This is a genomic window from Pinisolibacter aquiterrae (assembly GCF_019160155.1).
In the GTDB taxonomy this organism is placed as follows: Bacteria; Pseudomonadota; Alphaproteobacteria; order Rhizobiales; family Ancalomicrobiaceae; genus Pinisolibacter; species Pinisolibacter aquiterrae.
In genome coordinates, this window is sequence record NZ_JAFNIH010000035.1 from 1 (window position 1) to 22919 (window position 22919).

The 22919-nt window shown below is 69.1% G+C and carries 18 protein-coding genes and 1 other RNA gene; 7 read left to right on the plus strand and 12 right to left on the minus strand.

What is annotated here, in order from left to right; translation table 11 throughout:
* Nucleotides 1–250: 250 nt before the first annotated feature.
* The 3 genes from J3S89_RS13630 to J3S89_RS13640 all read right to left on the minus strand — a co-directional run bounded on the left by J3S89_RS13630 (nt 251) and on the right by J3S89_RS13640 (nt 5352).
* Nucleotides 251–1819, minus strand: a complete 1569-nt coding sequence (locus J3S89_RS13630) for an HVO_A0114 family putative DNA-binding protein (RefSeq protein ID WP_217928153.1) — start codon at nt 1817–1819, stop codon at nt 251–253.
* Nucleotides 1812–2189 (minus strand): toxin-antitoxin system TumE family protein, encoded by a 378-nt coding sequence (locus tag J3S89_RS13635; RefSeq protein ID WP_217928154.1) that lies wholly within the window; start codon nt 2187–2189, stop codon nt 1812–1814. The genes J3S89_RS13630 and J3S89_RS13635 overlap by 8 nt, the downstream gene beginning before the upstream one ends.
* A 403-nt stretch (nt 2190–2592) precedes the next feature.
* The gene (locus J3S89_RS13640) at nt 2593–5352 is read right to left on the minus strand and encodes an ATP-dependent helicase (RefSeq protein ID WP_217928155.1); all 2760 of its coding nucleotides are present in this window, start codon (nt 5350–5352) and stop codon (nt 2593–2595) included.
* A 229-nt stretch (nt 5353–5581) separates the two neighbouring features.
* On the opposite strand from J3S89_RS13640, the gene J3S89_RS13645 reads away from it, so the two are divergent.
* Nucleotides 5582–7183, plus strand: a complete 1602-nt coding sequence (locus tag J3S89_RS13645; RefSeq protein WP_217928157.1) for a pentapeptide repeat-containing protein — start codon at nt 5582–5584, stop codon at nt 7181–7183.
* Here the strand turns inward: J3S89_RS13645 and J3S89_RS13650 are convergent.
* Nucleotides 7176–7787: an HPP family protein gene (locus J3S89_RS13650; RefSeq protein WP_217928160.1), complete on the minus strand. Its 612-nt coding sequence runs from the start codon at nt 7785–7787 to the stop codon at nt 7176–7178. The genes J3S89_RS13645 and J3S89_RS13650 overlap by 8 nt on opposite strands.
* A gap of 150 nt (nt 7788–7937) precedes the next feature.
* Between J3S89_RS13650 and chrA the strand changes: the two genes are divergently transcribed.
* Together chrA and J3S89_RS13660 are read left to right on the plus strand one after the other, a co-directional pair.
* Nucleotides 7938–9170, plus strand: a complete 1233-nt coding sequence (gene chrA, locus J3S89_RS13655) for a chromate efflux transporter (protein WP_217928162.1) — start codon at nt 7938–7940, stop codon at nt 9168–9170.
* A gap of 236 nt (nt 9171–9406) precedes the next feature.
* Nucleotides 9407–11380, plus strand: coding sequence for a methyl-accepting chemotaxis protein (locus J3S89_RS13660; RefSeq protein ID WP_217928163.1), 1974 nt, complete (start codon nt 9407–9409; stop codon nt 11378–11380).
* A gap of 51 nt (nt 11381–11431) precedes the next feature.
* Here J3S89_RS13660 and J3S89_RS13665 read toward each other — a convergent pair whose 3' ends face one another.
* From J3S89_RS13665 to J3S89_RS13675, 3 genes are read right to left on the minus strand one after another with little or no spacing between them, the layout of a single operon-like run.
* Complete coding sequence (locus J3S89_RS13665) at nt 11432–11872, minus strand: NUDIX hydrolase (RefSeq protein WP_217928164.1); 441 nt, start codon at nt 11870–11872, stop codon at nt 11432–11434.
* Entirely contained in the window at nt 11872–12873 is a 1002-nt protein-coding gene (locus tag J3S89_RS13670; RefSeq protein WP_217928165.1) for an inorganic phosphate transporter, read from the minus strand. The genes J3S89_RS13665 and J3S89_RS13670 overlap by 1 nt, the downstream gene beginning before the upstream one ends.
* Before the next feature lie 42 nt (nt 12874–12915).
* Nucleotides 12916–13560 (minus strand): DUF47 domain-containing protein, encoded by a 645-nt coding sequence (locus J3S89_RS13675; protein WP_217928166.1) that lies wholly within the window; start codon nt 13558–13560, stop codon nt 12916–12918.
* 186 nt (nt 13561–13746) lie between these two features.
* Here J3S89_RS13675 and J3S89_RS13680 point away from each other — a divergent pair, with 186 nt between their 5' ends.
* The 3 genes from J3S89_RS13680 to J3S89_RS13690 all read left to right on the plus strand — a co-directional run bounded on the left by J3S89_RS13680 (nt 13747) and on the right by J3S89_RS13690 (nt 19957).
* A complete protein-coding gene (locus tag J3S89_RS13680; protein ID WP_217928167.1) occupies nt 13747–14805 on the plus strand; it encodes an AbrB family transcriptional regulator in 1059 nt (352 codons plus the stop codon).
* Between the two features lie 78 nt (nt 14806–14883).
* Nucleotides 14884–16284, plus strand: coding sequence for an FAD-binding oxidoreductase (locus tag J3S89_RS13685; protein ID WP_217928168.1), 1401 nt, complete (start codon nt 14884–14886; stop codon nt 16282–16284).
* Between the two features lie 34 nt (nt 16285–16318).
* A complete protein-coding gene (locus J3S89_RS13690; RefSeq protein ID WP_217928169.1) occupies nt 16319–19957 on the plus strand; it encodes an AsmA family protein in 3639 nt (1212 codons plus the stop codon).
* Nucleotides 19958–19960: 3 nt separating this feature from the next.
* Here J3S89_RS13690 and J3S89_RS13695 read toward each other — a convergent pair whose 3' ends face one another.
* From J3S89_RS13695 to J3S89_RS13715, 5 genes are all read right to left on the minus strand, one after another.
* Nucleotides 19961–20179: a ribbon-helix-helix domain-containing protein gene (locus tag J3S89_RS13695; RefSeq protein WP_217928170.1), complete on the minus strand. Its 219-nt coding sequence runs from the start codon at nt 20177–20179 to the stop codon at nt 19961–19963.
* Between the two features lie 17 nt (nt 20180–20196).
* Nucleotides 20197–20409 (minus strand): DUF4169 family protein, encoded by a 213-nt coding sequence (locus J3S89_RS13700; RefSeq protein ID WP_217928172.1) that lies wholly within the window; start codon nt 20407–20409, stop codon nt 20197–20199.
* 24 nt (nt 20410–20433) lie between these two features.
* Nucleotides 20434–20997 carry an SspB family protein gene (locus tag J3S89_RS13705; RefSeq protein WP_217928173.1) on the minus strand — a complete coding sequence of 188 codons (564 nt, stop codon included), beginning with the start codon at nt 20995–20997 and terminating at the stop codon, nt 20434–20436.
* A 104-nt stretch (nt 20998–21101) separates the two neighbouring features.
* Nucleotides 21102–21464, minus strand: a transfer-messenger RNA (tmRNA) gene (gene ssrA, locus J3S89_RS13710).
* Between the two features lie 38 nt (nt 21465–21502).
* Nucleotides 21503–21796, minus strand: coding sequence for a YjiS-like domain-containing protein (locus J3S89_RS13715; RefSeq protein ID WP_217928174.1), 294 nt, complete (start codon nt 21794–21796; stop codon nt 21503–21505).
* Between the two features lie 179 nt (nt 21797–21975).
* Here J3S89_RS13715 and J3S89_RS13720 point away from each other — a divergent pair, with 179 nt between their 5' ends.
* A complete protein-coding gene (locus J3S89_RS13720; protein ID WP_217928175.1) occupies nt 21976–22911 on the plus strand; it encodes a LysR substrate-binding domain-containing protein in 936 nt (311 codons plus the stop codon).
* Nucleotides 22912–22919 lie beyond the last annotated feature (8 nt).

Consider the following 22919-nt stretch of genomic DNA (forward strand, 5'->3'; position numbering starts at 1 on the left):
GAACTCGTAGAACAGGGAGTCTTGAACGACTTGCCGATCGCCCATCATCGACTTCACTCCTGCCGCCGTGACACGAGTGAATCAGTGATCGACGCTCGGCGCAACGCCTGAGTTTTTCAACAGAATCCGCCGAAAGCGGAAGCTCGTCAACTACCGCGATGCCTGTGGAGCCATTCAGTGCCTGAATGACAAGGCGTAGCAATTGCACGTCGGTATCGCGGGATCGGCAGCAGGCCAATTTCTTCGGTTCTTAGTTGAATGCGTTCTCATGCTGTCGGTCGATAACCGAGATCGAGACGCCGAAATGATCTGCAATCTTAGATTTCGGAAGATCCTCTTCCTCCATCATATGGATCACCGCATTTTGGGGGGCCAAGAACTCCGCGGCAAAAGCACGCCCGACCGCCTGCCGATCAGTGTACAGATTGGCAACGCAGGACGTTCGGCTGCCAAACGCAATGAAATCTCCCACACCGCGCGCCAGGGTAAACACACTCGTACGCGGTCCCTCATCCTCGACGACGAACGAGGGAACTTCGCCTTCGGAGTCCTGGAAGGCCCGCAAAGTTCCAGGCGCTTTGGGGCTAAGTCCAATGCCACCACCCGCGCCTAGTAGCTTCGACAAGCCCTCTATGCCCTTGACGGGCTCGTCCTCATCCAACCCTAGGCATTTGCGCGCACTGCGCGCGAGTGCATAGCCATGCCGATAGGGCCTCCCCGCTGCACTGTAATCGCTCGCGCATGCGCCGCGCAGCTGAGTAAGTGCTGGCATTGCGTTGCGATTACGAAATCGCTTAAGTTCTTGGGTGGTCCAAAGCAGACCTTCGCCCAGCGATTCGATAAGAACTGCTGAGCTGAAATCAAGACGCGCAGGTTCATCTGCTATGAGAGCCAGCAGATCTCGAATCTGTTGAGCGCGTTCATCCGATAAGTCGTGAGGCGTTACACCGAGAGCCCCTGCTGTGCAGCAGAACGCACGCTCGGTGGGATGACCACGCGAATCTTCGATTCTCTGTAGAAGTGCGTGGAGCGGACGAGAACTTCTTCCCTTCAGCCGATGGTGGGAAGCCAAAGGTCGCAGAAATTCATCGATCAAATGCTGCTCAAAAGCAGAAACTGAAAATACACGAGACCCCTTCTCAAGATCGAGCATTCGATTGTTGCTCGCCCTCGCCTGAAGAACGATACTTGCGCCGCGAACTGTGGCTATTAATCCAAAGTCTTCTCCCGGCATCTCCTCAAGCGTGAACTCCCAAAGACGAAACGGAGCGTCGCGCCGGTAGAGAATTCGCCACCAGTTCGCAAGCAACTTGCGCCCAAGCGCATCGAGGTCGCCTTCAGTCCGCGCAGCGGCCCGCTCCCTAGACGACGCCAACCACAACCAGCTGGTCAGTTGACCTTCGATGTTGTCACTCGAAAGCTCCGCTGCCGTGGACTCAGCAATCTCTACAGAGAACAAGTCGTCTGCGGACAGGCTGGGCGTAGCAACGCCCTCGTCCGAATTGTACAGCCCGAGTTCCCGCGCCTTGGTCGCCCCCGTATCTGTAATCCTCGGAATCGAACGACGGCCGCTCGAAACGATCTCGACTAAGCCGGCGGCAACTAGCGCAGTCAGCGCCCGGCTAACGTTGGGCTGAGCGCGCGCCGCGAGATCGGCAAGCGCGCCAATGCTCGGCGGATTATGTCGCGCGATCAGACCGAGCAGATCGCGATGTCCCGGAATGCCAAGCACACGTACCCAGTCGTCGTTCGCCCGCGGCGCCTGAACACGTGCCAGTAGCCGGTCGCGCATGGCAGAGGCTGAAATGGTGTTAGGCATGGTCATCATCCACGATGAATTCCGACGAAACGCCGTGAGCGGCACAATGGGTCCCTAGTTTGTCGAAGAAATCACTGATCAACTTCGACGCTGAGACGAACCCGTAACGGAATCGCTGGCCCGTACGGCCGGCTCGATGCTCATGGTCCCAACAATCGTCTTCGTTCGCACCATCGAACGCATGGGAGTTGTCATACCCGAAGAGACGGTCGCCGCTGCCGTCTTGGAAAATGAGCGCGTAGTCAATCCCGTGTGGCTGCTGTGGCGTCGGATCGACCCATTCAGCCCTGATAACTACCTGCCACCCATTTGCCATCCGGTAGACACCGGCCATATCGATCAGATTGCTGAGTTCGACATCACCGAACATATATCGCCTCACGATATGAAATGGAAGAGGCTCCTCGGCTCTAAGTGGTGCTTGGGTGCACGCTTCGGCTTTTGGCGAATCAAACTACAATCAGCCACTATGACGCGCAATGAACCCTATCTGCTTGAATTTCCCTTCCGCTTGGAGGCCGTCACGACCAGCATTGATGGCGTAGCGACCTTGCGATCGGGCTCCACTTAAATGTCCGCTTCGGGTCGAACTGCGTCGACCGCATCGCGCCGAAAGCGGAAGCTGAGCTCACGTTGCACGGCGACCGAAATGGGGTCGGAAACCGCCCCTCCCGCCCCCTCGTGCCTTCCCGGCCCCTCGTACGCCTCCGGCCCCTTTCCCGGGTTTTCGCCCCCACCGGACGTCGCCGTTCGAGCTTCACTCGCCCCACCCTTCACGCCGTCGGCGTCACGAAGCCGTCCAGCACTCGCTTTCGTCCCGCCCTGTCGAAGTCGATCGTCAGTTTCTCGCCTTCGACTTCCGCCACGTTGCCGTTGCCGAACTTCTGGTGGAAGACGCGGTCGCCGACGGCGAATTTCGGCGGGGACGCGGTCACCGATTTGGCCACCAGCGCGCCTTCGATCACCTTGATCTTCTTCTCGTGGATCGGGTTGCCCCAGCGGTCGCGGGCGGGGGTGCGGTCCATGCGCTCGGTCGAGCCCGACCAGCGGCCGCCGCGTTCCTCGAAGCCGGTGGGGCCGTTGCGGCCGCTCGCCTCGCCGAAGCGATCACGGCCGGCGCCGCCCCAGCCCTGGTCGGCGCCGGCGCGGGTGGCGGCCGATTGGTCGAAGTCGCCGTCGTCGGCGCCGTAGCCGCGCGCCACGCGGGCCTGTTTCTGCGCTTGGGCCCGCTGCCAGCCGGGCGTCGCATAGGTCGAGCCGAAGGGTTCGGCCTGATCGAAGCGCGAGCGGCCGTAGCCGCCGTAGCTCGAGCCGGTCTCGCGGATCTCCACATGCGGCTCGGGCAATTCGTCGAGGAAGCGCGAGGGCAGGGACGATTGCCACGAGCCGTGGATGCGGCGGTTGGAGGCGAACCAGAGATAGGCACGCTTCTTGGCCCGGGTGATGCCGACATAGGCCAGGCGCCGCTCTTCCTCGAGGCCGGAGCGGCCGCCTTCGTCGAGGGAGCGCTGGTGCGGGAAGAGGCCTTCCTCCCAGCCGGGCAGGAACACGCGCTCGAATTCGAGACCCTTGGCCGAATGGAGCGTCATCAGGTTGACGGCGTCGACCGATTTGTCGCTCTCGGTGTCCATCACCAGGGCGACGTGCTCGAGGAAGGCGGGGAGGCTCTCGTAATCCTCCATCGCCTTGATCAGTTCCTTGAGGTTCTCGAGCCGGCCCGGCGCCTCGGCCGACTTGTCGTTCTGCCACATCTCGGTGTAGCCGGCCTCGTCGAGGATGAGGCCGGCGAGTTCGCCGTGCGGCAGCGCGTCGAGCTGATCGCGCCAGCGGGTGAAGTTCTGCACCAGCGCCTTCAGGGTGGCGCGGACCTTGGGCTTCAGCTCGTCGGTCTCGACGATGCGCCGCGCCGCCTCGAGCAGGGGCACGCCCTGGACCCGGGCGAAGGCATGGACCTGTTGCAGAGTGGCGTCGCCGAGGCCGCGCTTCGGCGTGTTGACGATGCGCTCGAAGGCGAGATCGTCGGCGGGCTGGGCCGTGACCCGGAAATAGGCCATGGCGTCGCGGATCTCCATGCGCTCGTAGAAGCGCGGGCCGCCGACCACCCGGTAGGGCAGGCCCAGCGTCACGAAGCGATCCTCGAATTCGCGCATCTGGAAGGAGGCGCGCACCAGGATGGCGATCTCGTCGAGGGGCGTTCCCTTGCGCTGAAGGGTCTCGATCTCGTCGCCGATCGAGCGGGCCTCTTCCTCCGAATCCCAGGCGTTGGCGACCAGGACCTTCTCGGCGTCGGGGTCGTCCTGTTCGGTGAAGAGCGTCTTGCCGAGCCGGCCCTCGTTGTGGGCGATGAGATGGGAGGCGCTCGCGAGAATATGCGTCGTCGAGCGATAGTTGCGCTCCAGCCGGATCACCAGGGCGCCGGGGAAATCCTTCTCGAAGCGCAGGATGTTGTCGACCTCGGCGCCGCGCCAGCCGTAGATCGACTGATCGTCGTCGCCGACGCAGCAGACGTTCCTGGTGCCGACGGCGAGCAGCCGCAGCCACAGATATTGGCAGACGTTGGTATCCTGATACTCGTCGACCAGGATGTAGCGGAAGCGGCGCTGCCAATCGGCGAGCACGTCGGGGCGGTCGCGCCAGATGCGGATGACGTGCAGCAGGAGATCGCCGAAGTCACAGGCGTTCAGCGTCAGGAGGCGGGCCTGATAGGCGCGGTAGAGCTCGACGCCCTTGCCGTTGCCGAAGGCGCGGCCCTCGAGCGGCGGCACCTGATCGGGGGTGAGTCCCTTGTTCTTCCAGCCGTCCATGAAGGCGGCGAACTGGCGCGCCGGCCAGCGCTTCTCGTCGATGCCCTCGGCCTGGATGATCTGTTTGATCAGGCGGATCTGATCGTCCATGTCGAGGATGGTGAAATCGGAGCGCAAGCCCACCAGCTCGGCGTGACGGCGCAAGATCCGCGTGCCGATGGCGTGGAAGGTGCCGAGCCAGGGCATGCCCTCGACGCGCTCGCCGACGAGCCGGCCGATGCGCTCCTTCATCTCGCGCGCCGCCTTGTTGGTGAAGGTGACGGCGAGGATCTCGCCGGGACGCGCCCGGCCGGTGGCGAGGATGTGGGCGATGCGGGTGGTCAGCACCCGCGTCTTGCCGGTGCCGGCGCCGGCGAGGACCAGGACCGGGCCTTCGGTCGCCTCGATCGCCTGACGCTGTTCGGGATTGAGGCCGGTGAAGAACTCGGCCGAGGGGGCGGCGAAGTTCGCAGCCGCCGCGCGGGCGGCGATGCCGCCCGGATTGTAATGGGGCGCGTCTCCGGACGCGCGGCCGGCGATGCCGCCCGGATTGTAATGGGGCGCGTCTGGCGACGCGCGGCCGGCGATGCCGCCGGGGGCGTACGGCGGGGCGGGTTCGAAGGGGCGGTTCGCGGCACCGGGCAGGGGGATCGGGCAATCGTCGTCGAGATCGGCGGGCAGGGGGGCGCGGGCGCCGCTCGCGGGGCCGGGCGCGAAAGGATCGTCGTCGCGGTCGAAACCGTTGATCATACTGGTCGTCGTCTCGGAATGGGGCGGGCCGCCACCCGGGCGCCGGCCGTGATTCTCACTTCGTTCCCCTCCACCATAGCATGGATGTGGGCACGAGGAGGGCGGAGCGACGCGGAGGGGCCGCCGTGGTTGAAAGGGCTACGCGCGATGGACTTGCGGGTGCCCATGGATTCACGTGAGAGTAGCGCCTAGGTGCGGCGCCCAAGCCTCGCCGTCAATCGAATAACCGATGACTGCGGAGGACGCCGCCGTGCGGGCGAGGACCGTCTACGACCAAGCGTTCTTCTTGGCCTTGGCACGGCCGCGCGACAACTCTTACGCGGCGCGGCTGGAAGCGCTCGAGCGGTGGAACGCGTGGCGGCGCGATCCGGCGAATGCTGCGGTGAGTGTCAATTTCACCGGGGTGGACTTTCGGGCGGAGGAAAACGTCCAGATTCGGTTCGAGGGATTTGAGTTCGGGGATCGGGCTCGCTTCGATGGTGCGACTTTCAATAATGGAGCGAAGTTCCACAGCGCGACATTCGGCGCTTTGGCGCGGTTTGTTGGTGCGAGGTTCAGGGCTGGTGCGGTGTTCAACAATGTGCGAATCGGGCTCGGGGCGAGGTTCGACGGCGCATCGTTCGGTGATGGCGCAAGCCTCCATGGCGCGACGTTCGGAAATTTGACGTGCTTCGACGACGCGACGTTCGCCCATGGCGCGAGCTTCGTGGACGCGGCGTTTGGTATAGGAACTCGGTTCGTCGGCGCGACATTTGGGGCACTTGCGCAGTTCCGCGGCGCGACCTTTGACGATCGGGTGTCGTTTGACGGTGCCTGCGGCGAAGGCGACGTGAAGGCAAGGCGGTGGGAATGGGAAACTCTGGGCGAGGCGGAAGGCGAAAGAAGAGAAAAATTCTATCGAGATCGACGCGAGTCCGAAGGGTTCGGTCCGGCGAAGTTCTCGATCGTCTCCTTCACGGGCGCTCACTTTCGCGGCAACGTCTCCTTCGCTCGCCGTTCCTTCGAGCACCCGGCCGATTTCACCGGGGTCCGCTTCGACGCCCCGCCCGAGTTCGACGGTGCGACCAATCTCCAGCGTATCAATTTCACTGGCGCGCGCATCAGATTCGCGCCCGCCGACCGTCCATGGTGGAAGCCGCACTTTACTACCAACAGCACCGTCGCCATCCGCCTGCGTGCTCTGCGTTCCCAAATAGAAGCCACCAAGAACCACGACTTCGAGCGCGATCTCTACATCGAAGAACGCAAGGCGGAGCGGGGGATCTATTTCGATCGTTATCTGGAAGAGCGGCGCTGGGCCGCGCTCGCTGGGCATTGCCTGTGGATCGGCGTCATGGCCGTCTACTGGGCGTTCTCCGACTACGGCCGATCCTGGCTGCGCCCCGCGATCTGGCTCGCCCTCAGCATCCCCGCCTTCCATCTCCTCTACGCGCATCTTCTCGCCGATCGGCGCGAGATCACCGTCGTCGCGGCGCGGGAGGCGGTGACGAAGACCGGCGAGGGCAAGGACGCGCTCGTCGTCGTGAAGGGGTGGCAGGTGGCGGAGGCGCGTGTCCTCGCCGACTACGACGCGACGGTCGGGCAATTGGCGGTCTCGAATGCCGTGCCCTTCGTCGGGCCGCTCACCATCGACGGCGACGCCAAGAAATTCCTCTATTGTGGCGTCTGGCCGACGGGGAAGGGCGAGACCATCGCGGGGAGCGTCGTCGAGCCGTGCCGGCCGATCCCGCCGCCGGGGTTCCAGGCAGCGATGATCTCCCAGAACCTCCTCTCGATCCTCCTCGTCTTCTTCATCGGCCTCGCGCTCCGGAACTACTTCCGGGTCAAGTGACCGATCGTTCGACCTCCACCGGCACCGCCTCCGTCCCCGTGGCAGCCGCGCCGGCGGCCTCCTCCTTCGCCGCCCACTCCGCCACGCGTGGCTTCTTCGGGCGGGCGTGGTCGGGGAGCGGCAGGGGGTAGACGTGACGAGGGGGCAGGCGGTGGGTGACGATCGCCACCAGCACCAGGATCAGCGAACCGACGATCACCGGGGCGGCCAGAAACGACCAGTGCGGATGGGTCAGCATCACCACCAGGGCGGTCGCGCCGGCCGGCGGATGTGTCAGCCGCATGAGACCCAGGAGCGCGATGACGCCGCCGACGGTGCCGGCGAGGTTGAGCGGGCCGGCGGGGAGGAGATGGTCGGTCAGGAGCGCCACGGCGGCGGCGATCGCATGACCGCCGATGACGTTCGCCGGTTGAGACAGCGGACTGTCGGGCACGCCGAAGAGGAGCACCGCCGAGGCGCCGAAGGGGGCGACGATCAGGCTCGCGCGGGTCGCCTCGCCGAGCAGCCAGATCGCCAGGAAGGCGATCGCCGTGCCGAGCCCGGCCTTGATCCACCGCGCGGCGGGCGCGCTCGGCTGATGGCGATGCAGAAATCGTCGCGGCATGGTCCCTCCCGGAAATGCGGACGACTTCGTGGCCGTCTTCTGCCCGGAAAATGAGCACAAGGCCGTTCCCCTCACAACGCGGCTCGCCGTCACGGCGCCGTCATGAGAGTCTCGCGATAGAAGGCGCCGAAGAGAGAGGCGAGGGACGTGATGGATGCGGGCGATCGGGGCGATCTGGACGCGGCGGTGGGGACGCCGGGCGAGGTCTTTCTCGCCTTTCTGCGCCAGGGGGTGACCGCCTTCGGCGGGCCGATCGCCCATCTCGGCTATTTCCGCGAGGAGTTCGTCGTGCGGCGCAAGTGGCTCGACGACGCGACCTACGCCGATCTGGTGGCGCTCTGCCAGTTCCTGCCGGGGCCGGCGTCGTCGCAGGTGGGGATGGCGCTCGGCCTGATGCGGGCGGGCCGGCTCGGGGCGCTCGCGGCCTGGGCCGGGTTCACGCTGCCGTCGGCGATCGCGCTGGTCCTCCTCGCGCTCGGGATCGCCTCGTTCGGGACCGGCGCCGCCGGGTGGCTGCACGGGCTGAAGATCGCGGCGGCGGCGGTGGTCGCCGGGGCGCTCATCGGCATGATCCGCAGCCTCGCGGCCGCCCGCGAGACGGCGACGATCGCGGTCGCGGCGATGGCGGCGGCGACGGTGCTGCCGGGTGCGATCGGACAACTCGCGGCGATCGCGCTCGGCGGCCTCGCGGGCGCGGCGGCGGGGCGGTTCGATCTCCTCGGGGCGCGGGGGGAGGCGAGCGGCGCGCCGGGGCGTGGGCTTTCGACGGTGATCGGACGCGGCGAGGCGGTGGCGATGCTGGCGGTCTTCGCCGGGATCTCGGTCTCGTTGCCGCTGGCGGCGGCGACGGGGTCGGGCACCCTCGGGCTCGCCGATGCGTTCTGGCGGGCGGGGTCGTGGGTCTTCGGCGGCGGGCACGTGGTGTTGCCGCTCCTCCAGGCGGAACTGGTGACGACGGGCCGGGTCGACGGGGCGGCGTTCCTCGCCGGCTACGGCGCCACGCAGGCGGTGCCGGGGCCGCTCTTCACTTTCGCCGCCTTCCTCGGGGCGGTGGCGAAGATCGGGCCGGGCGGTGTGCTCGGCGCCGCCGTGGCGCTGGTGGCGATCTTCCTGCCGTCGTGGTTCCTGGTCGCGGGGGCGTTGCCGTTCTGGCGGGACCTGCGGGGGCGGGCGGCGGCACGGGCGGTGCTCGCCGGGGTCAATGCCGCCGTGGTCGGGCTGTTGGCGGCGGCCTTCTTCGCGGTGGTGTGGCCGCAGGCGATCCTGGCGCCGGGCGACGCGGTCGTGGCGGCGGCGGCCTTCGTCGCGCTGGTGGCGTGGAAGGCGCCGCCCTGGGCGGTGGTGGCGGTCTGCGCACCGATCGGGGCGGTGATCGCGGGGTGAGGCCGCACGGACGGAGCGTCGGCTCTCTCGTCGAGATCTTTTCGCCGGCGTACAGGCCGTGTCGTCTCCACTTGAATTGACGTTTCGTCATTTCGAGCGGAAAAGCATGACGCAACGTAATTCTTTGCGTGGCCTGTAACTCCGGTCGGATATATTTCCGGATCGGCGAAATCAAAACGAATGATAAAGGAATCCACCCCAAATTGCGACGAGACCGCCAATCGGGGATTTCGGTAATGATGGGTCTTTCGAAGCTCGGCCTGCGCCTTCAGGTGGGCAGTATCGTCGTCGTCGCCGTCTCGTGTCTGGCGGTGGTGGCGGGGCTCTATGTGCGCGGCGAGGCGCGGATGTCGGCGATCCTCGGCGAGGTCGAGGCGGTCCGATCGGTCGCCGACCGGGTCACCCGGCTCGAAATCGACTTCCTGCAGATGCGGCGCTTCGAGAAGAACTTCCTGATGCGTCTCGATCCCGGCGCGGTGAGCGAACACGGCGCCGCGCGCGGGCGCGCCGGCGAGACCATCGCGTCGCTGAGCCGGGATCTGAAGGCCTCCGGCCGGAGCGATCTGGCGTCGCGCGCGGGCGAGGTCGCCAACGGGTTGACCGCCTATGGCGGCGCCTTCGACGGGCTGGTGGAGGCGCGCACGGTGCTCGGTCTCACCCCGGACACGGGTCTCGAGGGGGTGCTGCGCCGCGTGGTGCACGATCTCGAGAAGGCGGTCGGCGACTTGAGCGATCCGAGCCTGCAGATTCTCGTGTTGCAGATGCGGCGAAACGAGAAGGACTTCATGCTGCGGCACGATCCGAAATACGCGGACGCGGTGGTGGCGCGGGCCAAGGAGCTGAGCGACCGGCTCATGGCTCTCGACCTCCCGTTGATGACCCGCATCACGCTGACGCAGACGATCGAAGGCTATCGGGTCCGGTTCCTGGCTTGGGCCGAGGGCGAGCGCAAGGTGCGCGAGGCCGAGACGGCGATGCAGAAGGTGCATCGTTCGATGGAACCCGTCATGACCGGGCTCGCGTCGGCGGCCTCCGATCTGCGGCGCGGCACCGAGGCGACGGCGGAGGCGACCAAGGTTTCGACCGAGCGCTCGCTCCTTCTCGCCATCGGCGCGCTCCTGGTGTTGTTGACCGGCATTTCCGCTCTGATCGGCCGGGCGATCGCCAAGCCGATCGTCGGCATGACCGAGGCGATGAGCCGGCTCGCCGACGGCGATCTCGCGGTGGCGGTGCCGGGGCAGGGGACCGGCAACGAGATCGGGCGCATGGCGCGCGCGGTCGAGGTGTTCCGCGACAACGCCCGCGAGCGGCAGGCGCTCGAGGCGGCACAGCGCGGCGAGGCGGCGCGGCTCGCCGCCGACCGGCGCGCGACGATGGCGGCGCTGGCCGATCGGTTCGACCGGCAGGTCGGCGGCGTGGTGGCGACGGTCTCGGCGGCGGCGCGTCGCTTGGAGGCCTCTGCGGGCACGCTCAGCGCGGCGTCGGAGGAGGTCTCCGCCCAGTCGACGGCGGTGGCGGCGGCGTCCGAACAGGCGAGCCGCAACGTCCAGAGCGTGGCGGCGGCGACGGAGGAACTCTCTTCGACCGTGACCGAGGTCGGCCGGCAGGTCGCCCGCTCGACCGAGATCACCGCCGAGGCCCAGACCGCCGCCGAGGGCGGCGTGGCGCAGATGCGCGGGCTCGCGGCGGCGGCCGAACAGATCGGGACGATCGTCCAGATGATCACCGAGATCGCGGCCAAGACCAATCTTCTCGCCCTCAACGCGACGATCGAGGCGGCACGCGCCGGCGACGCCGGACGCGGCTTCGCGATCGTGGCGCAGGAGGTGAAGGGGCTCGCCGAGCAGACCACGCGGGCGACCTCGGAGATCGGCGTGCAGGTGGCGGCCATCCAGGGTTCGACCCAGCTCACCGCCGAATCGATCACGTCGATCGGCCGGACCATCGGCTCGATGAACGAGGTCGCCGGCTCGATCGCCGCGGCGGTCGAGGAACAGGGGGCGACCACGCTCGAGATCTCCCGCAATCTGCAGGAGGCGGCGCGCGGCACCGCCGACGTCAACGCCAACATCGACGGCGTCAGCACCGCCGCCGTCGGCTCGAGCGAGGCCTCGACCGAGGTCCTGTCCTCGGCGACCGATCTGGCGCGGCAGGCGGAGACGCTCAGGGCCGAACTCGCGCGGTTCCTGGCCGACATTCGCGCGGCGTGAGCCGGGCGTTCGGCGGAGGCCGTCGGCCGTCTTCGATGCCCGATGATGGCCTCAGCCGCGCTCGGGCGCGAAGCGCGCCAACAGGCCGGCGAGATCCGGCTCCTCGACCAGGAGGGCGGCATCGTCCGGCGTCATCCAGCGGACGTCGCGCTCGGCGCTCTCCTTGAAGGTCGCGAGATGACGCTCGACCTTCAGCGCGTAGACCTCGACCCGGACGAAGTGGAAGCGGTCGGACATCCGCTTCCAATAGGTGAAGGCGCCGATCGGTGTCTTGCCGACCTTGCCGGTGACGCCGGCCTCCTCCTCCGCCTCGGTGCGGGCGGCGGCGCGCGCGGTCAGCCGCTTGATCGGCCAGCCCTTGGGGATGGTCCAGCGGTGCGTCTCGCGGGTGGTCACCAGACAGACCTCGAGGCGGCCGTCGACGATCCGCCACGGCAGGGCGGCGATCTGACGGCGCGGTTCGTCGAGCTCGGCGGTCGGCGACTTCGCCATCACACGAGGCCCACCAGCCACCAGGTCGCGGCGGAGATGATCGCGGCGGCGGGAATGGTCACCACCCAGGCGACGACGATCGAGGAGGCGACGTTCCAGCGCACCGCCGAGGTGCGCCGGGCCGAACCGACGCCGACGATCGCGCCGGTGATGGTGTGAGTGGTCGACACCGGCACGCCGAGCCAGGTGGCGAGGAACAGCGTCAGCGCACCGCCGGTCTCGGCGCAGAAGCCCTGCATCGGGGTGAGACGGGTGATCTTGGACCCCATGGTGTGAACGATCCGCCAGCCGCCCAGAAGCGTGCCGAGGCCCATCGCCGCCTGACAGGAGATCACAACCCAGAACGGCACGTGGAACTCGCCCCCCAGATAACCCTGCGACCACAGCAGCACCGCGATGATGCCCATGGTCTTCTGGGCGTCGTTGCCGCCGTGACCGAGCGAATAGAGCGAGGCGGAGACGAACTGCAGCGTCCGGAAGCCTCGGTCGACGGAGAAGGGCGTGAAGGGGCGGCAGACCCAGGCGACGATCGCCATCAGCACCAGCGCCAACAGGAAGCCGAGCAAAGGCGACAGAACGATGGCGACGGCGGTCTTGAGGAAGCCCGACATCACCACCGCGTCGACCCCGGCCTTGGCGAGGCCGGCGCCGATCAGCCCGCCGACCAGCGCATGCGACGACGAGGAGGGAATGCCCACCACCCAGGTGACGATGTTCCAGACGATCGCCCCGCTCAGCGCGCCGAAGACGACGCGCGGATCGATCACGTTCGCCTCGACGATGCCCTTGCCGAGGGTCTGGGCGACGTGGAGGCCGAAGAACATGAAGGCGATGAAATTGAAGAACGCCGCCCAGGCGACCGCGTATTGCGGGCTCAAAACCCGCGTCGAGACGATCGTGGCGATCGAATTGGCGGCGTCGTGCAGGCCGTTCAGAAAGTCGAAGGCGAGCGCGACGGCGATCAGTCCGACGAGGAGGGGCAGGGCCAGGGTGGCGTCCATGGGATCGGTTCGGCCTCGGGCGGCAAGGGGCGGATGCCCGGGTCAGACGTGTTCGATGACGATGCCGGAAATCTCGTTGGCGACGTCCTCGAAGCGGTCGGCGACGCGCTCGAGGTGGCCGTAGATCTCGGCGCCGACGGTGAAGGCCATCGGGTCGGTGTGGCGATGGGTCAGGAAGAGCGCCTTCAGACCCTGATCGTGCAGCTTGTCGACCTTGCCCTCGAGATCGGTGATCGCCACCGCGTAGGTGTTGAGGGCGCCGGCGTTGGTGCCGACCTTGCGCAGGAGCGGGATCGCCCGGACCGTCATCTCGGCCGCCTCGACGGCGATCGCCGCCATCTCGCGCATCGGCGCCTCGAAGGTGGTCACCTCGAACAGCGTGATCGCCTTGGAGGTCTGATGCATCTGGTCGATGGCGTCGTCGAGCGACTCGATCAGATCCTTGATGTCGACCCGGTCGAAGGGCGTGATGAAGGAGCGGCGCACCGCCTGGAGTACCTCGGCCGTGATGTCGTCGGCGCGCTTCTCGTGTCGCTTGACCTCGGCGCAGGCGGTGGCGATGTCGGCGGAGCCGTCGAAGAGCGAGCGCAGCGCCAGCGCGCCCTCCAGGAGAACCTGCGAATGGGCCTCGAAGAGGTCGAAGAACCCGTCTTCCCTGGGCATCAGGGCCCGGAACCAGGACAACATGGAAACCCCCGTCCGTGTCGTGACGGGCGCGGTTTATGACAGTTCGGTGACGAAGGCGAGTCCGAACAGGTCCGGACCCCGTCTCCCGCCTCGGCCCCGGCCGCCCGGCCGACCCTCCGGGAAGGCGAGGATGCGGCTTGACCCGGACGAGGCGGCGTGGTGCATCGGGAGCGAAGGCGAGGGGCGATGCGATCGAGCGAGGCGACGGTTCGGGTGATGCGGTGGGCCCTGCTCGCCGCGCTGTCGCTCCTCCTCGCGTGGGGGCTCGAGGAGATGCGCCTGCCGGCCGCGTTCCTGATCGGGCCGCTGGTGGCGGGCATTCTCGTGCGGCTCGCCGAGATGGCGCCGAAGGTGCCGCGTCCGGCCTTTCTCGCCTCGCAGGCGGTGGTCGGGGCGATGTTGGGCTCGGCGTTGACGCCGTCGATCGTCGCGACGTTCCGCGCGGATTGGCCGATCCTTCTCGGCACCGTGGCGGTGATCGTGGCGGCGGCGGGCCTCTCGGGCTTTCTCTTGTCGCGATTCGGGGTGTTGCCGGGGACGACCGGGGTGTGGGGCGCCTCGCCGGGCGCCGCCTCGGCGATGGTGATCCAGGCGGCGGCGCACGGCGCCGACGTGTCGCTGGTCGCCTTCATGCAATATCTCAGGGTGTTGTTCGTGGCCTCCGGGGCCTCGGTGACGGCGCGGCTGTGGATCGGCGTCGAGGCGATGCCGCCGCCGCCGGTGATCTTTCCGCCGCTCCATCCCGGGCCCCTGGCGCTGACACTGGCGATCGTCGCGGTCGCGGCCGGGCTCGGCATCGTCTCGCGGATTCCGTCGGGCGCGATGCTCGGGCCGCTCCTCGCCGGGGCGGTGCTGCACGGCGCCGACGTCTTCGTGTTCGATCTGCCGACCTGGCTGCTGATCGCCGCCTATGCCGGGGTCGGCTGGACGATCGGGCTCGGCTTCACCCGGTCGGCGGTGGCGCACGCGGCGCGGGCGCTGCCGTGGATCGTCCTGTCGATCCTGTTCCTGATGGCGGTGGCGGCGGGTCTGTCGGTGGTGCTGGTCGAGCGGCTCGGGGTCGATCCGCTGACCGCCTATCTCGCGACCTCGCCGGGCGGCATGGACACGGTGGCGATCATCGCCGCCTCGACCCCGGTGGACGTCTCCTTCGTCCTGGCCCTGCAGGCGGTGCGGTTCTTCGTTCTGGTGGGGATCGGGCCGTGGTTGTCGCGGCGGGTGGCGGCATGGTCTTCGAAGAGCTGAGGCGCCTCGCCTCGACTTCTCCGGAGCCCTGCGGGCTGCTAGGGTCCGGCTCCGAGTTTTCCATGGGGAGAGGCGAGCATGAGTGAGCGGACGCGCAACGAGGCCGGAATCGCGGCGACGATCGAGCGATTGATCGAACGCTTCGGCGAGCGGGTCTCGACGTCGGCGTCGATGCGCGAGCAACACGGTCACACGCTCACCTGGATCGCCAATCAGGCCCCCGACGCGGTGGTCTTCGCAAAGAGCGAGGCGGAGGTGCAGGAGATCGTGCGGATCGCCGCGGCGAACGACTGTCCGCTGGTGCCGTTCGGGGCGGGGACCTCGCTCGAGGGGCATCTCAACGCGCCCTACGGCGGCATCTCGGTCGACGTCTCGGCGATGGACGCGATCGTCGCGGTCCATCCGGACGATCTCGACGTGGTGGTGCAGCCCGGCATTCGCCGCAAGGCGCTGAACGAGCAGCTGCGCGACACCGGCCTCTTCTTCCCGATCGATCCCGGCGCCGACGCAACCCTCGGCGGCATGGCGGCGACGCGCGCCTCCGGCACCAACGCGGTGCGCTACGGCACCATGAAGGACAACGTGCTGGCGCTGCGCGCCGTCACCGCCACCGGCGAGGTCGTCACCACCTCGCGCCGGGCCAAGAAGTCCTCGACCGGCTACGATCTCACCCGGCTCTTCGTCGGCTCGGAAGGCACGCTCGGCATCATCACCGAGCTGACCATCCGTCTCTCCGGCATTCCCGAGGCGATTTCCGGCGGCATCTGTCCCTTCCCGAGCGTGCAGGCGGCGGCCGACGCGGTGATCCTGACGATCCAGTCGGGGATCCCGGTCGCGCGCATCGAGTTGCTCGACGAGGTGCAGGTGCGCGCCTGCAATCTCTATTCGAAGCTCGATCTGCCGGAGACGCCGCTGCTGCTCGTCGAGTTCCACGGCACCGAGGCGTGGGTCGCCGAACAATCGACCCGCTTCGGCGAGATCGCCGAGGATCTCGGCGGCGGACCGTTCACCTGGACGACGAAGCCGGAGGAGCGCTCGAAGCTCTGGGCGGCGCGCCACGACGCCTATTGGGCGGGGCTGGCGCTGCGCCCCGGCTGTCAGACCTTCTCCTCCGACGTCTGCGTGCCGATCTCGCGGCTCGCCGAGTGCATCGCCGAGACCAAGGCCGACATCGAGGCGACCGGCCTCGTCGCGCCGATCGTCGGTCACGTCGGCGACGGCAACTTCCACACGCTGCCGCTGTTCGATCCCGCCGACGCGGACGAGGTGGCGCGGGTCAAGGCCTTCGTCGGGCGGCTGGTCGAGCGCACGCTCGCCATGGAGGGCACCGCCTCCGGCGAGCACGGCGTCGGTCAGGGCAAGATGAAATATCTCGAGGCCGAACACGGCGCCGCCGCCCTCGACATGATGGCGACGATCAAGCGGGCGCTCGATCCCAAGGGCATCCTCAATCCCGGCAAGATCGTCGCGATCCGATGAGCCGGGGCCGGCGGCGGACAGGACGGAGGGCGCGTTGAATTCGCTCTACATCGGTGTCGGCGTCGCGATCATCCTGGCGTTGGTGACGGCGCTGGTCGGGCCGCTCTTCGTCGATTGGGGCACCCATCGGGCGGTGTTCGAGGCGGAGGCGAGCCGGATCGTCGGTCTGCCGGTGCGGGTGCTCGGCGACGTCGACGCGCGCCTCCTGCCGAGCCCGCGCGTGCGTTTCGGTGACGTCGTCGTCGGCGATCTCGCCCGTCCGGTGGCGCGGGTCGGCCGTTTCGACCTCGATCTCGACGTGGCCGGGCTGCTCCGGGGCGAGACGCGGGTGTCCGATCTCGTGCTCGATCGTCCAGCCGTCGATCTCACCATCGAGACCGACGGCCGCATCGTCGGCCTGCCCGAGCACGGCGCCGATCTCACCGACGTGCACATCGAGGCGATCCGCTTCGTCGACGGCCGGGCGCGGCTCACCGATCTGCGTTCCGGCACGGAGTGGACCGCGACCCGGCTCGAGGGATCGGGCTCGGTGGAGAGCCTCGGCGGGTCGTGGCGGCTCGACGTCGCCGGTCAGTCGCAGGGCCGGGCGCTGAGCCTCCGGTTGGCGGCGCGCGGCAGCGGCGAGGCGCGGCAGTTGCGGACCGTGCTCTCACTGCCGGACCTCGGGGTGACCGTCTCGGGCGATCTCACCGCCGGCGATCCCGCGACCAAGCCCGGTGTCGCCGGTCCGATTACGGTGGAGAAGCGCGACGACACGGCCCTGCCGATCACCGCGACGGCGGCGATGGCGCTCGATCCGGACGGGGTGCGGCTCACCGATCTCGCGGTGGTGATCGGCGACGCGGTCGAGGGCGCGCGGTTCGAGGGGCGGGCGACCGCCCGGTTCGCCGCCGCGACGACGCTCGACGTCGATCTCTCCGCCAAGCGGCTCGATCTCGACGGAACCGCCCCGGCGCCCGGTGGCGCGGGAGCCAGGCTCGCCGGGCTCGGCGAGGGCGTGCGCGGCGGTGTCGGCCGGCTGGCGCTTCCGCGCGCCACCCGCGTCTCGCTCTCGCTCGGCTCGGTCGCGGTGGCGGGCGGGCTCGTCTCCGACGTGGCGCTGGAGGCGCGGGCGCGGCCCGGCGGATGGACCCTCGATCGGCTGGCGGCGCGCCTTCCCGGCGAGACTCGGCTCGATCTCGCCGGGCGGATCGGCCTCGCCGAGGGGGCGACGCTCGACGGGCGCGGGTCGATCGCGATCGGCGCGCCGGAAACCCTGGCCGCGTGGTGGTCGGGCGAGCCGGCGGGCGAGGCGGCGATCGGCGCTTTGACGCTCGACGGTGGCTTCTCGCTCTCGCGCGACGGGTTCTTCGGCCCGGATCTGGCGGTGACGCTCGCCGGCGCGCGGGCGCGCGGACGGGTCGAGAAGCGGGCCGACGGCGCGCTGCGGCTCGGGCTTTCGGCCGACCGGCTCGACGGCGCGCGGTTGGCGCGGCTCGGCCGGCGCCTCGGCGTCTCCTCGGCGATCGGGCGCGGGCTGGATCTCGACCTCGACATGCGGGTGGTCGATCTCGGCGCGGCGCGGGCGGAGGGCGCGCGGCTGGCGCTGCGGCTCACCGGCGACACGGTGGCGATCGATCGGCTGAGCGTCGCCGATCTCGCCGGCGCGCGGATCGAGGGCTCGGGCCGGATCGCCTCGGCGTGGAGCGCGCCGAGCGGGTCGCTCGACCTCGCCGTCGCCTCGGAACGCCCGGCGGCGGCGGCCAAGGCGCTCGCCGGCCTGATCTCGGCGGAAGCGGCGGCGGCGGCCGAGGCGATCGGCGCGGCGGCGGGGCCGCTCGATCTCAAATTGACGCTGGCGGGCGGTGGCGAGGCGCTTCGTCTCGGCATCGACGGCCGCGCGGCCGGTGGCACGCTCGCGGTCGGCGGCACCTGGACCGGGCGGCTCGACGATCTCGCCCATGGCCGGATCGAGGCCGAGGCGAACCTCGCCGGGGCCAAGCTGACACCCGCCGCAGCCCGTCTCCTCGACGCGAAGCCGGGGGAGGCGTCGGTCCTGAGCGGCACGATCCGCGGCCGGGCGAGCGACGGTATCGCCTTCGCGCTGCGGGCCGGGCTCGGCGGGCGCCGGGCGGAGGTCGCCGGTACCCTGTCGCGGCCCGACGAAGGGCCGGCGAAGGCGGCGTTCGAGGCGAAACTCGCGGCGCCCGACGTCGGGTTCCTCGCCGGGCTCGCGGGACGGCCGGGGCTCGCCTTCGAGCGGCGGCTTCCGGTCGATCTGAAGGTGACGGCGGCGGGCTGGGGCGACGATTGGCGGGTCGCCGATCTCTCCGGCACCATCGCCGAGACGCGGCTGACGGCCTCGGGCGCGTTGGCGCTCGCCGGGCCGCGACCCAAGGCGACGGGCCGGCTCGGGCTCGATCGGGCCGATCTGGCGGTGCTCGCCGGCACCGCGCTCTCGATCGGCATCGACTTCGATCTGGCGACGACGATCGATCGGCTCGACGACGACGAGATCCCGGTCGCGACGGCCGTCGCCGGGCGGGCGATCGGCGAGCCGGGAGCGGCGCGCCTGATCGATCTCTCGGCGCGGGTCGGGGCGGCGGCGATCGGCGGCGAGATCCGCGCGCGGCGCCCCGAGGCGACGCGGACGCTGGTCTCGGGACGGCTGGAGGCGAAGGGGGTTCCGCTCGCGATCGCGCCGGAGGCCGGGCGTCCGGGCCTCCAGGGGCGGCTCTCCGGCGACGTGGTCTTCGAGGCGGACGGCACCGATCGCGCCGCCACGATGGCGTCGCTGGCCGGCAGCGGTCACGTGCGGTTCGACGACGGTCGGCTCGACGGGGTCGCGGTCGACGCGCTGAGGGCCCCGGCGGGGGAGGCGGAGGCTCCGGCGGAGCGGGTGGTGCGGGCGATGGCGGGGCGGACGACGGCCCTGCCGGCGATCGACGTGCCGGTGCTCGTCGACAAGGGCGTGATCCAGATCCCGCGCTTTCAGGCCGCGCTCGACGGCGGGCGGCTCTCGGGGCGGGCGACGATCGATCCGGTCGCCGGCACGCTCGACGGGCTGATGACGATCGAACCCGTCGGCGAGGGCGATCTGCGCCGGACGACGGCGGTGTCGCATGCGACGCCGTCGCTCGATCTGGCGCTGTCGGGGACCTGGGAGACGCCGCATCTCGCCTTCGATACGACCAGCCTCACGGCGTTCCTGTCGCTCTATCGGCTGGAACGGGAGATCGAGGCGGCGGAGGCCCTGCGGCAGGACCGGGTCGAACGTCTGCGCTTCTCCACCATCCTCAAGCGGATCGAGGAGAAGCGGCGCGCGCGCGAGGCGGAAGCGGCGGCGAAGGCCGCCGAAGCGGCCCGGGCGGCGGAAGCGGCGAGGGCAGCGGAAGCGGCGGCGAAGGCGGCGGAAGCGGCGCGGACACAGGCGCCGCCCTCTCCGACGGTCGCGCCGCTCGGGGCGATCCGGCCGACGGCCCCGGCTCCGGCGCCCACCGCGCCGGGCGCCGTTCAGGCGCGGCCGTCGCCTTCGACACCGGCTCCCTCCGGCGCGCCCGCCGCGCCGGGAGCGGCGGCGCCGTCGCTGGCGCCGATGCGGATCACGCCCGTGGCTCCCACCGAGGCGTCGAGCCCGCCACCGGGGATCCCGGCGGGCGGGGGCGAGCGCCCCGGGGCGCCGACGATCCCGTGAGGATCAGCCGGCGCGCGTCTTTCGGGAGAGATGGGCGAGAACCGCGACGCGGATGGCGGATGCGAGATTGCGGTCGGGGGTGCGGGCGCCGTCGATTTCGGCGACCAGGGCCGCGAGGGGCAGGGACCGTTCCGTGGCGAGCGCTTCGAGCGCCGCCCAGAACTCCGGCTCGAGGGCGACCGAGGTGCGGTGGCCGGCAATGGTCATGGAACGCTTGTCCATGGTGGCCTCCTCGGACTTCACCCGTGCGGCGTATCGGTCTCCTCCGACGGAGGGATCTCGTCGCGACGGTGGGCTTCGAGGCGGCGGCGATCGAGGGTGCTCGTCAGCTCGACAGTGTCGCGCTCGGCCCGGGTTCGGCCGAATTTCACGCGATTTTCTTCCGCGCGTCGGCGATCCTCCGCCCGTGCGCGGGTCTTGCGAGCCTTGGAGAGCGACAGGATCTCGGTCATGGCCGCCTCACGGTACCCAGGAGATCACTTCTTCCGGAACTTGTCGAGCGAGACGACCGTCGCACCCGTGTCGGGGGCGGGGGGCTCCTCGGCCGGTTCGGCGGGGCTCGCGTCCGGTTCGGCGGCGGCTTCGGTCGCGACGTCCGGGGTGGGCTGGATCGGAATGATCGAGGGTTCGGTCGGCACCAGGCGGGGGCCGTCGGAGACGGCCTCGGCGGCTTCGGTGCCCTCGGTGATCACCTCGAACTGCAGGCCGAATTCGACGGAGGGGTCGACGAAGCCCTTCACCGCGTTGAACGGCACGTGCATGCGCTCGGGGATGCCGGAGAAGGAGAGATTCACCTCGAAATATTGATCGGTGACCTCGAGGTCCCAGTACTGGTGCTGGAGCACCACGGTCATCTCGGTCGGGTAGCGCTGGCGCAGGCGGCCGGACAGGCGCACGCCGGGATGGCGCGTGTCGAAGGACACGTAGAAATGGTGTTCGCCGGGCAGGCCGGTCTTGGCGATCTCGCCCATGACCTTGCGGACGACGCCTCGAAGCGCCTCCTGCACCAGCACGTCGTAACGGATGAGATCCTGCGTCATGGTCGTTCGCTCACGGGTCGCACGGAAGAGTCGCTCCCTTCTGTTTAGCCCAAGCGAAGGCCGATGACCACGAAGGCGTGTCGGACACGGGCGGAAAGGGAGGAAGTGAGGGCTTCTGTTGCCAGGTGCCCTCGAACCCCGCCTAGACGCTGCTACACGTCAGGACTTTTTGACCGGAGTCAGAAACCGCTCACGCGGCCACTGCAACCGGAGCATAGTTGTCGTTGGCAACTATAATTTTGACCCGATGACGGCGGTATCATGCCGGGCGAAAGACCAGTCTTTAGACCCTCGTCGATCCTGGTTCGCCCCCGCCGGAGCCCATCGGCGATGTGCCGGTGGGCTCGGGTGGAGGCGCCGGGTACTGCCCCCGGGTCCGATAGGCTTATTACACAGTTCGTTTATCGCCATATCCGTCTTGCGACGGCAGAGCCAATATAGGGGGCCGGGGCCGCGACGAAAAGGCCCCGGCGAAAAATCGCCCACAGCGGATGCGCCGCTCCGGTCAATCGATCACCCAGCGATCGCGCAGGATCCGGGCGCGCGCCGCGCGCGCCAGACGGCGGGTCTCGGCGAGCGGATCGGCGACGGCCGCGCGCGGGTCGAGATCTCCCGGCACCAGGCCGATGTCGGCGAGGCGGTCGGCGTCGAGGCGCTCGAGATGAGCGAGGGCACGGGCGGCGGCGTTGCGCCGCCGGATCAGGGCCGGGAGTTCGCGCAGGGCGGCGATCGCCCGGGCGGCGAGGGAGGGCGCGAAATCGTCGCGTCCACGGGCGAGGGTCAGAGCGGCTTCACGCATGGCGATGGTCTCCCGTTGCCGGAAACCGGCTCTCGCGCGGCCTTCCGGGTGATCACGTCTTCGTCGGTGGGGGCGAGAAACGCATCTCGCGAGGATCACTCTGTGGGAGATGGATTGATCAGACAATCGAAAAGATCTAACGTCACGCATCAGGTTTTCTGAATTGTCCGGAGGGCGCGATGACCGACGTGGGCAGTGAGCAGGGGGCGAGCTTCACCGGGGCGGCCTCGCTCGAGATCGATCTCCTCAAGACCTTCGCGGCGATCGCGCGCACGGGCTCGTTCAGCCGTGCCGCGCAGGCGGTGTTCCGCACGCCCTCGGCGGTCTCCATGCAGATGAAGCGGCTCGAGGAGATCGTCGGCCGCCCGCTCTTCGCCAAGGACGGGCGCACGGTGGTCTTCACCGAGGCCGGCGACGATCTCCTCGGCTACGCCCGGCGGATCCTCAGGCTCAACGAGGAGGCGTTGGCGCGCTTTCGCTGCGCCGACACCGCCGGCATGGTGCGGCTCGGCACGCCCGACGACTATGCCACCAAGTTCCTGCCGAAGATCCTGGCGCGGTTCGCGGCGAGCCATCCGCTGGTGCAGGTCGACGTGGTGTGCCGGCCGTCGACCGAATTGGCGCAGCGGCTCGACGAGGATCAGATCGACATCGCTCTGATCAGCTCCGGTCTCGGTTGCACCCTGCCGACGAGCGGCACCATCGTCCATCGCGAGAAGCTCGTCTGGGCGGGGGTGCGCTACGGCGAGGCGCACGAGCGCCGGCCGCTGCCGCTCGCCGTCTCCGGCACGACCTGCTCGTGGCGGACGCGGGCGATGGACGTGCTCGACCGGCTCGGGGTCGCCTACCGGGTCGCCTATTCGAGCCAGCACTACGTCGGGCAGATGGCGGCGGTGCTCGCCGACCTCGCGGTGGCGCCGTTGCCGTCGAGCGTCATCGACGGCGAGTTGGTGCCGATCGACGAGCGGGTCCTGCCGCCGATCGGTCACTATGAGATCCAGATGATCCGTTCGGCGCGCGCGGCCGGGGCGGCGGTCGACGCGCTCGCCGGCCACATCGTCTCCTCCTTCGAGATCGAAGAGGGGATGTTGCCGGAACGCGAGGCGGCGGAGTGAGCCGGGCG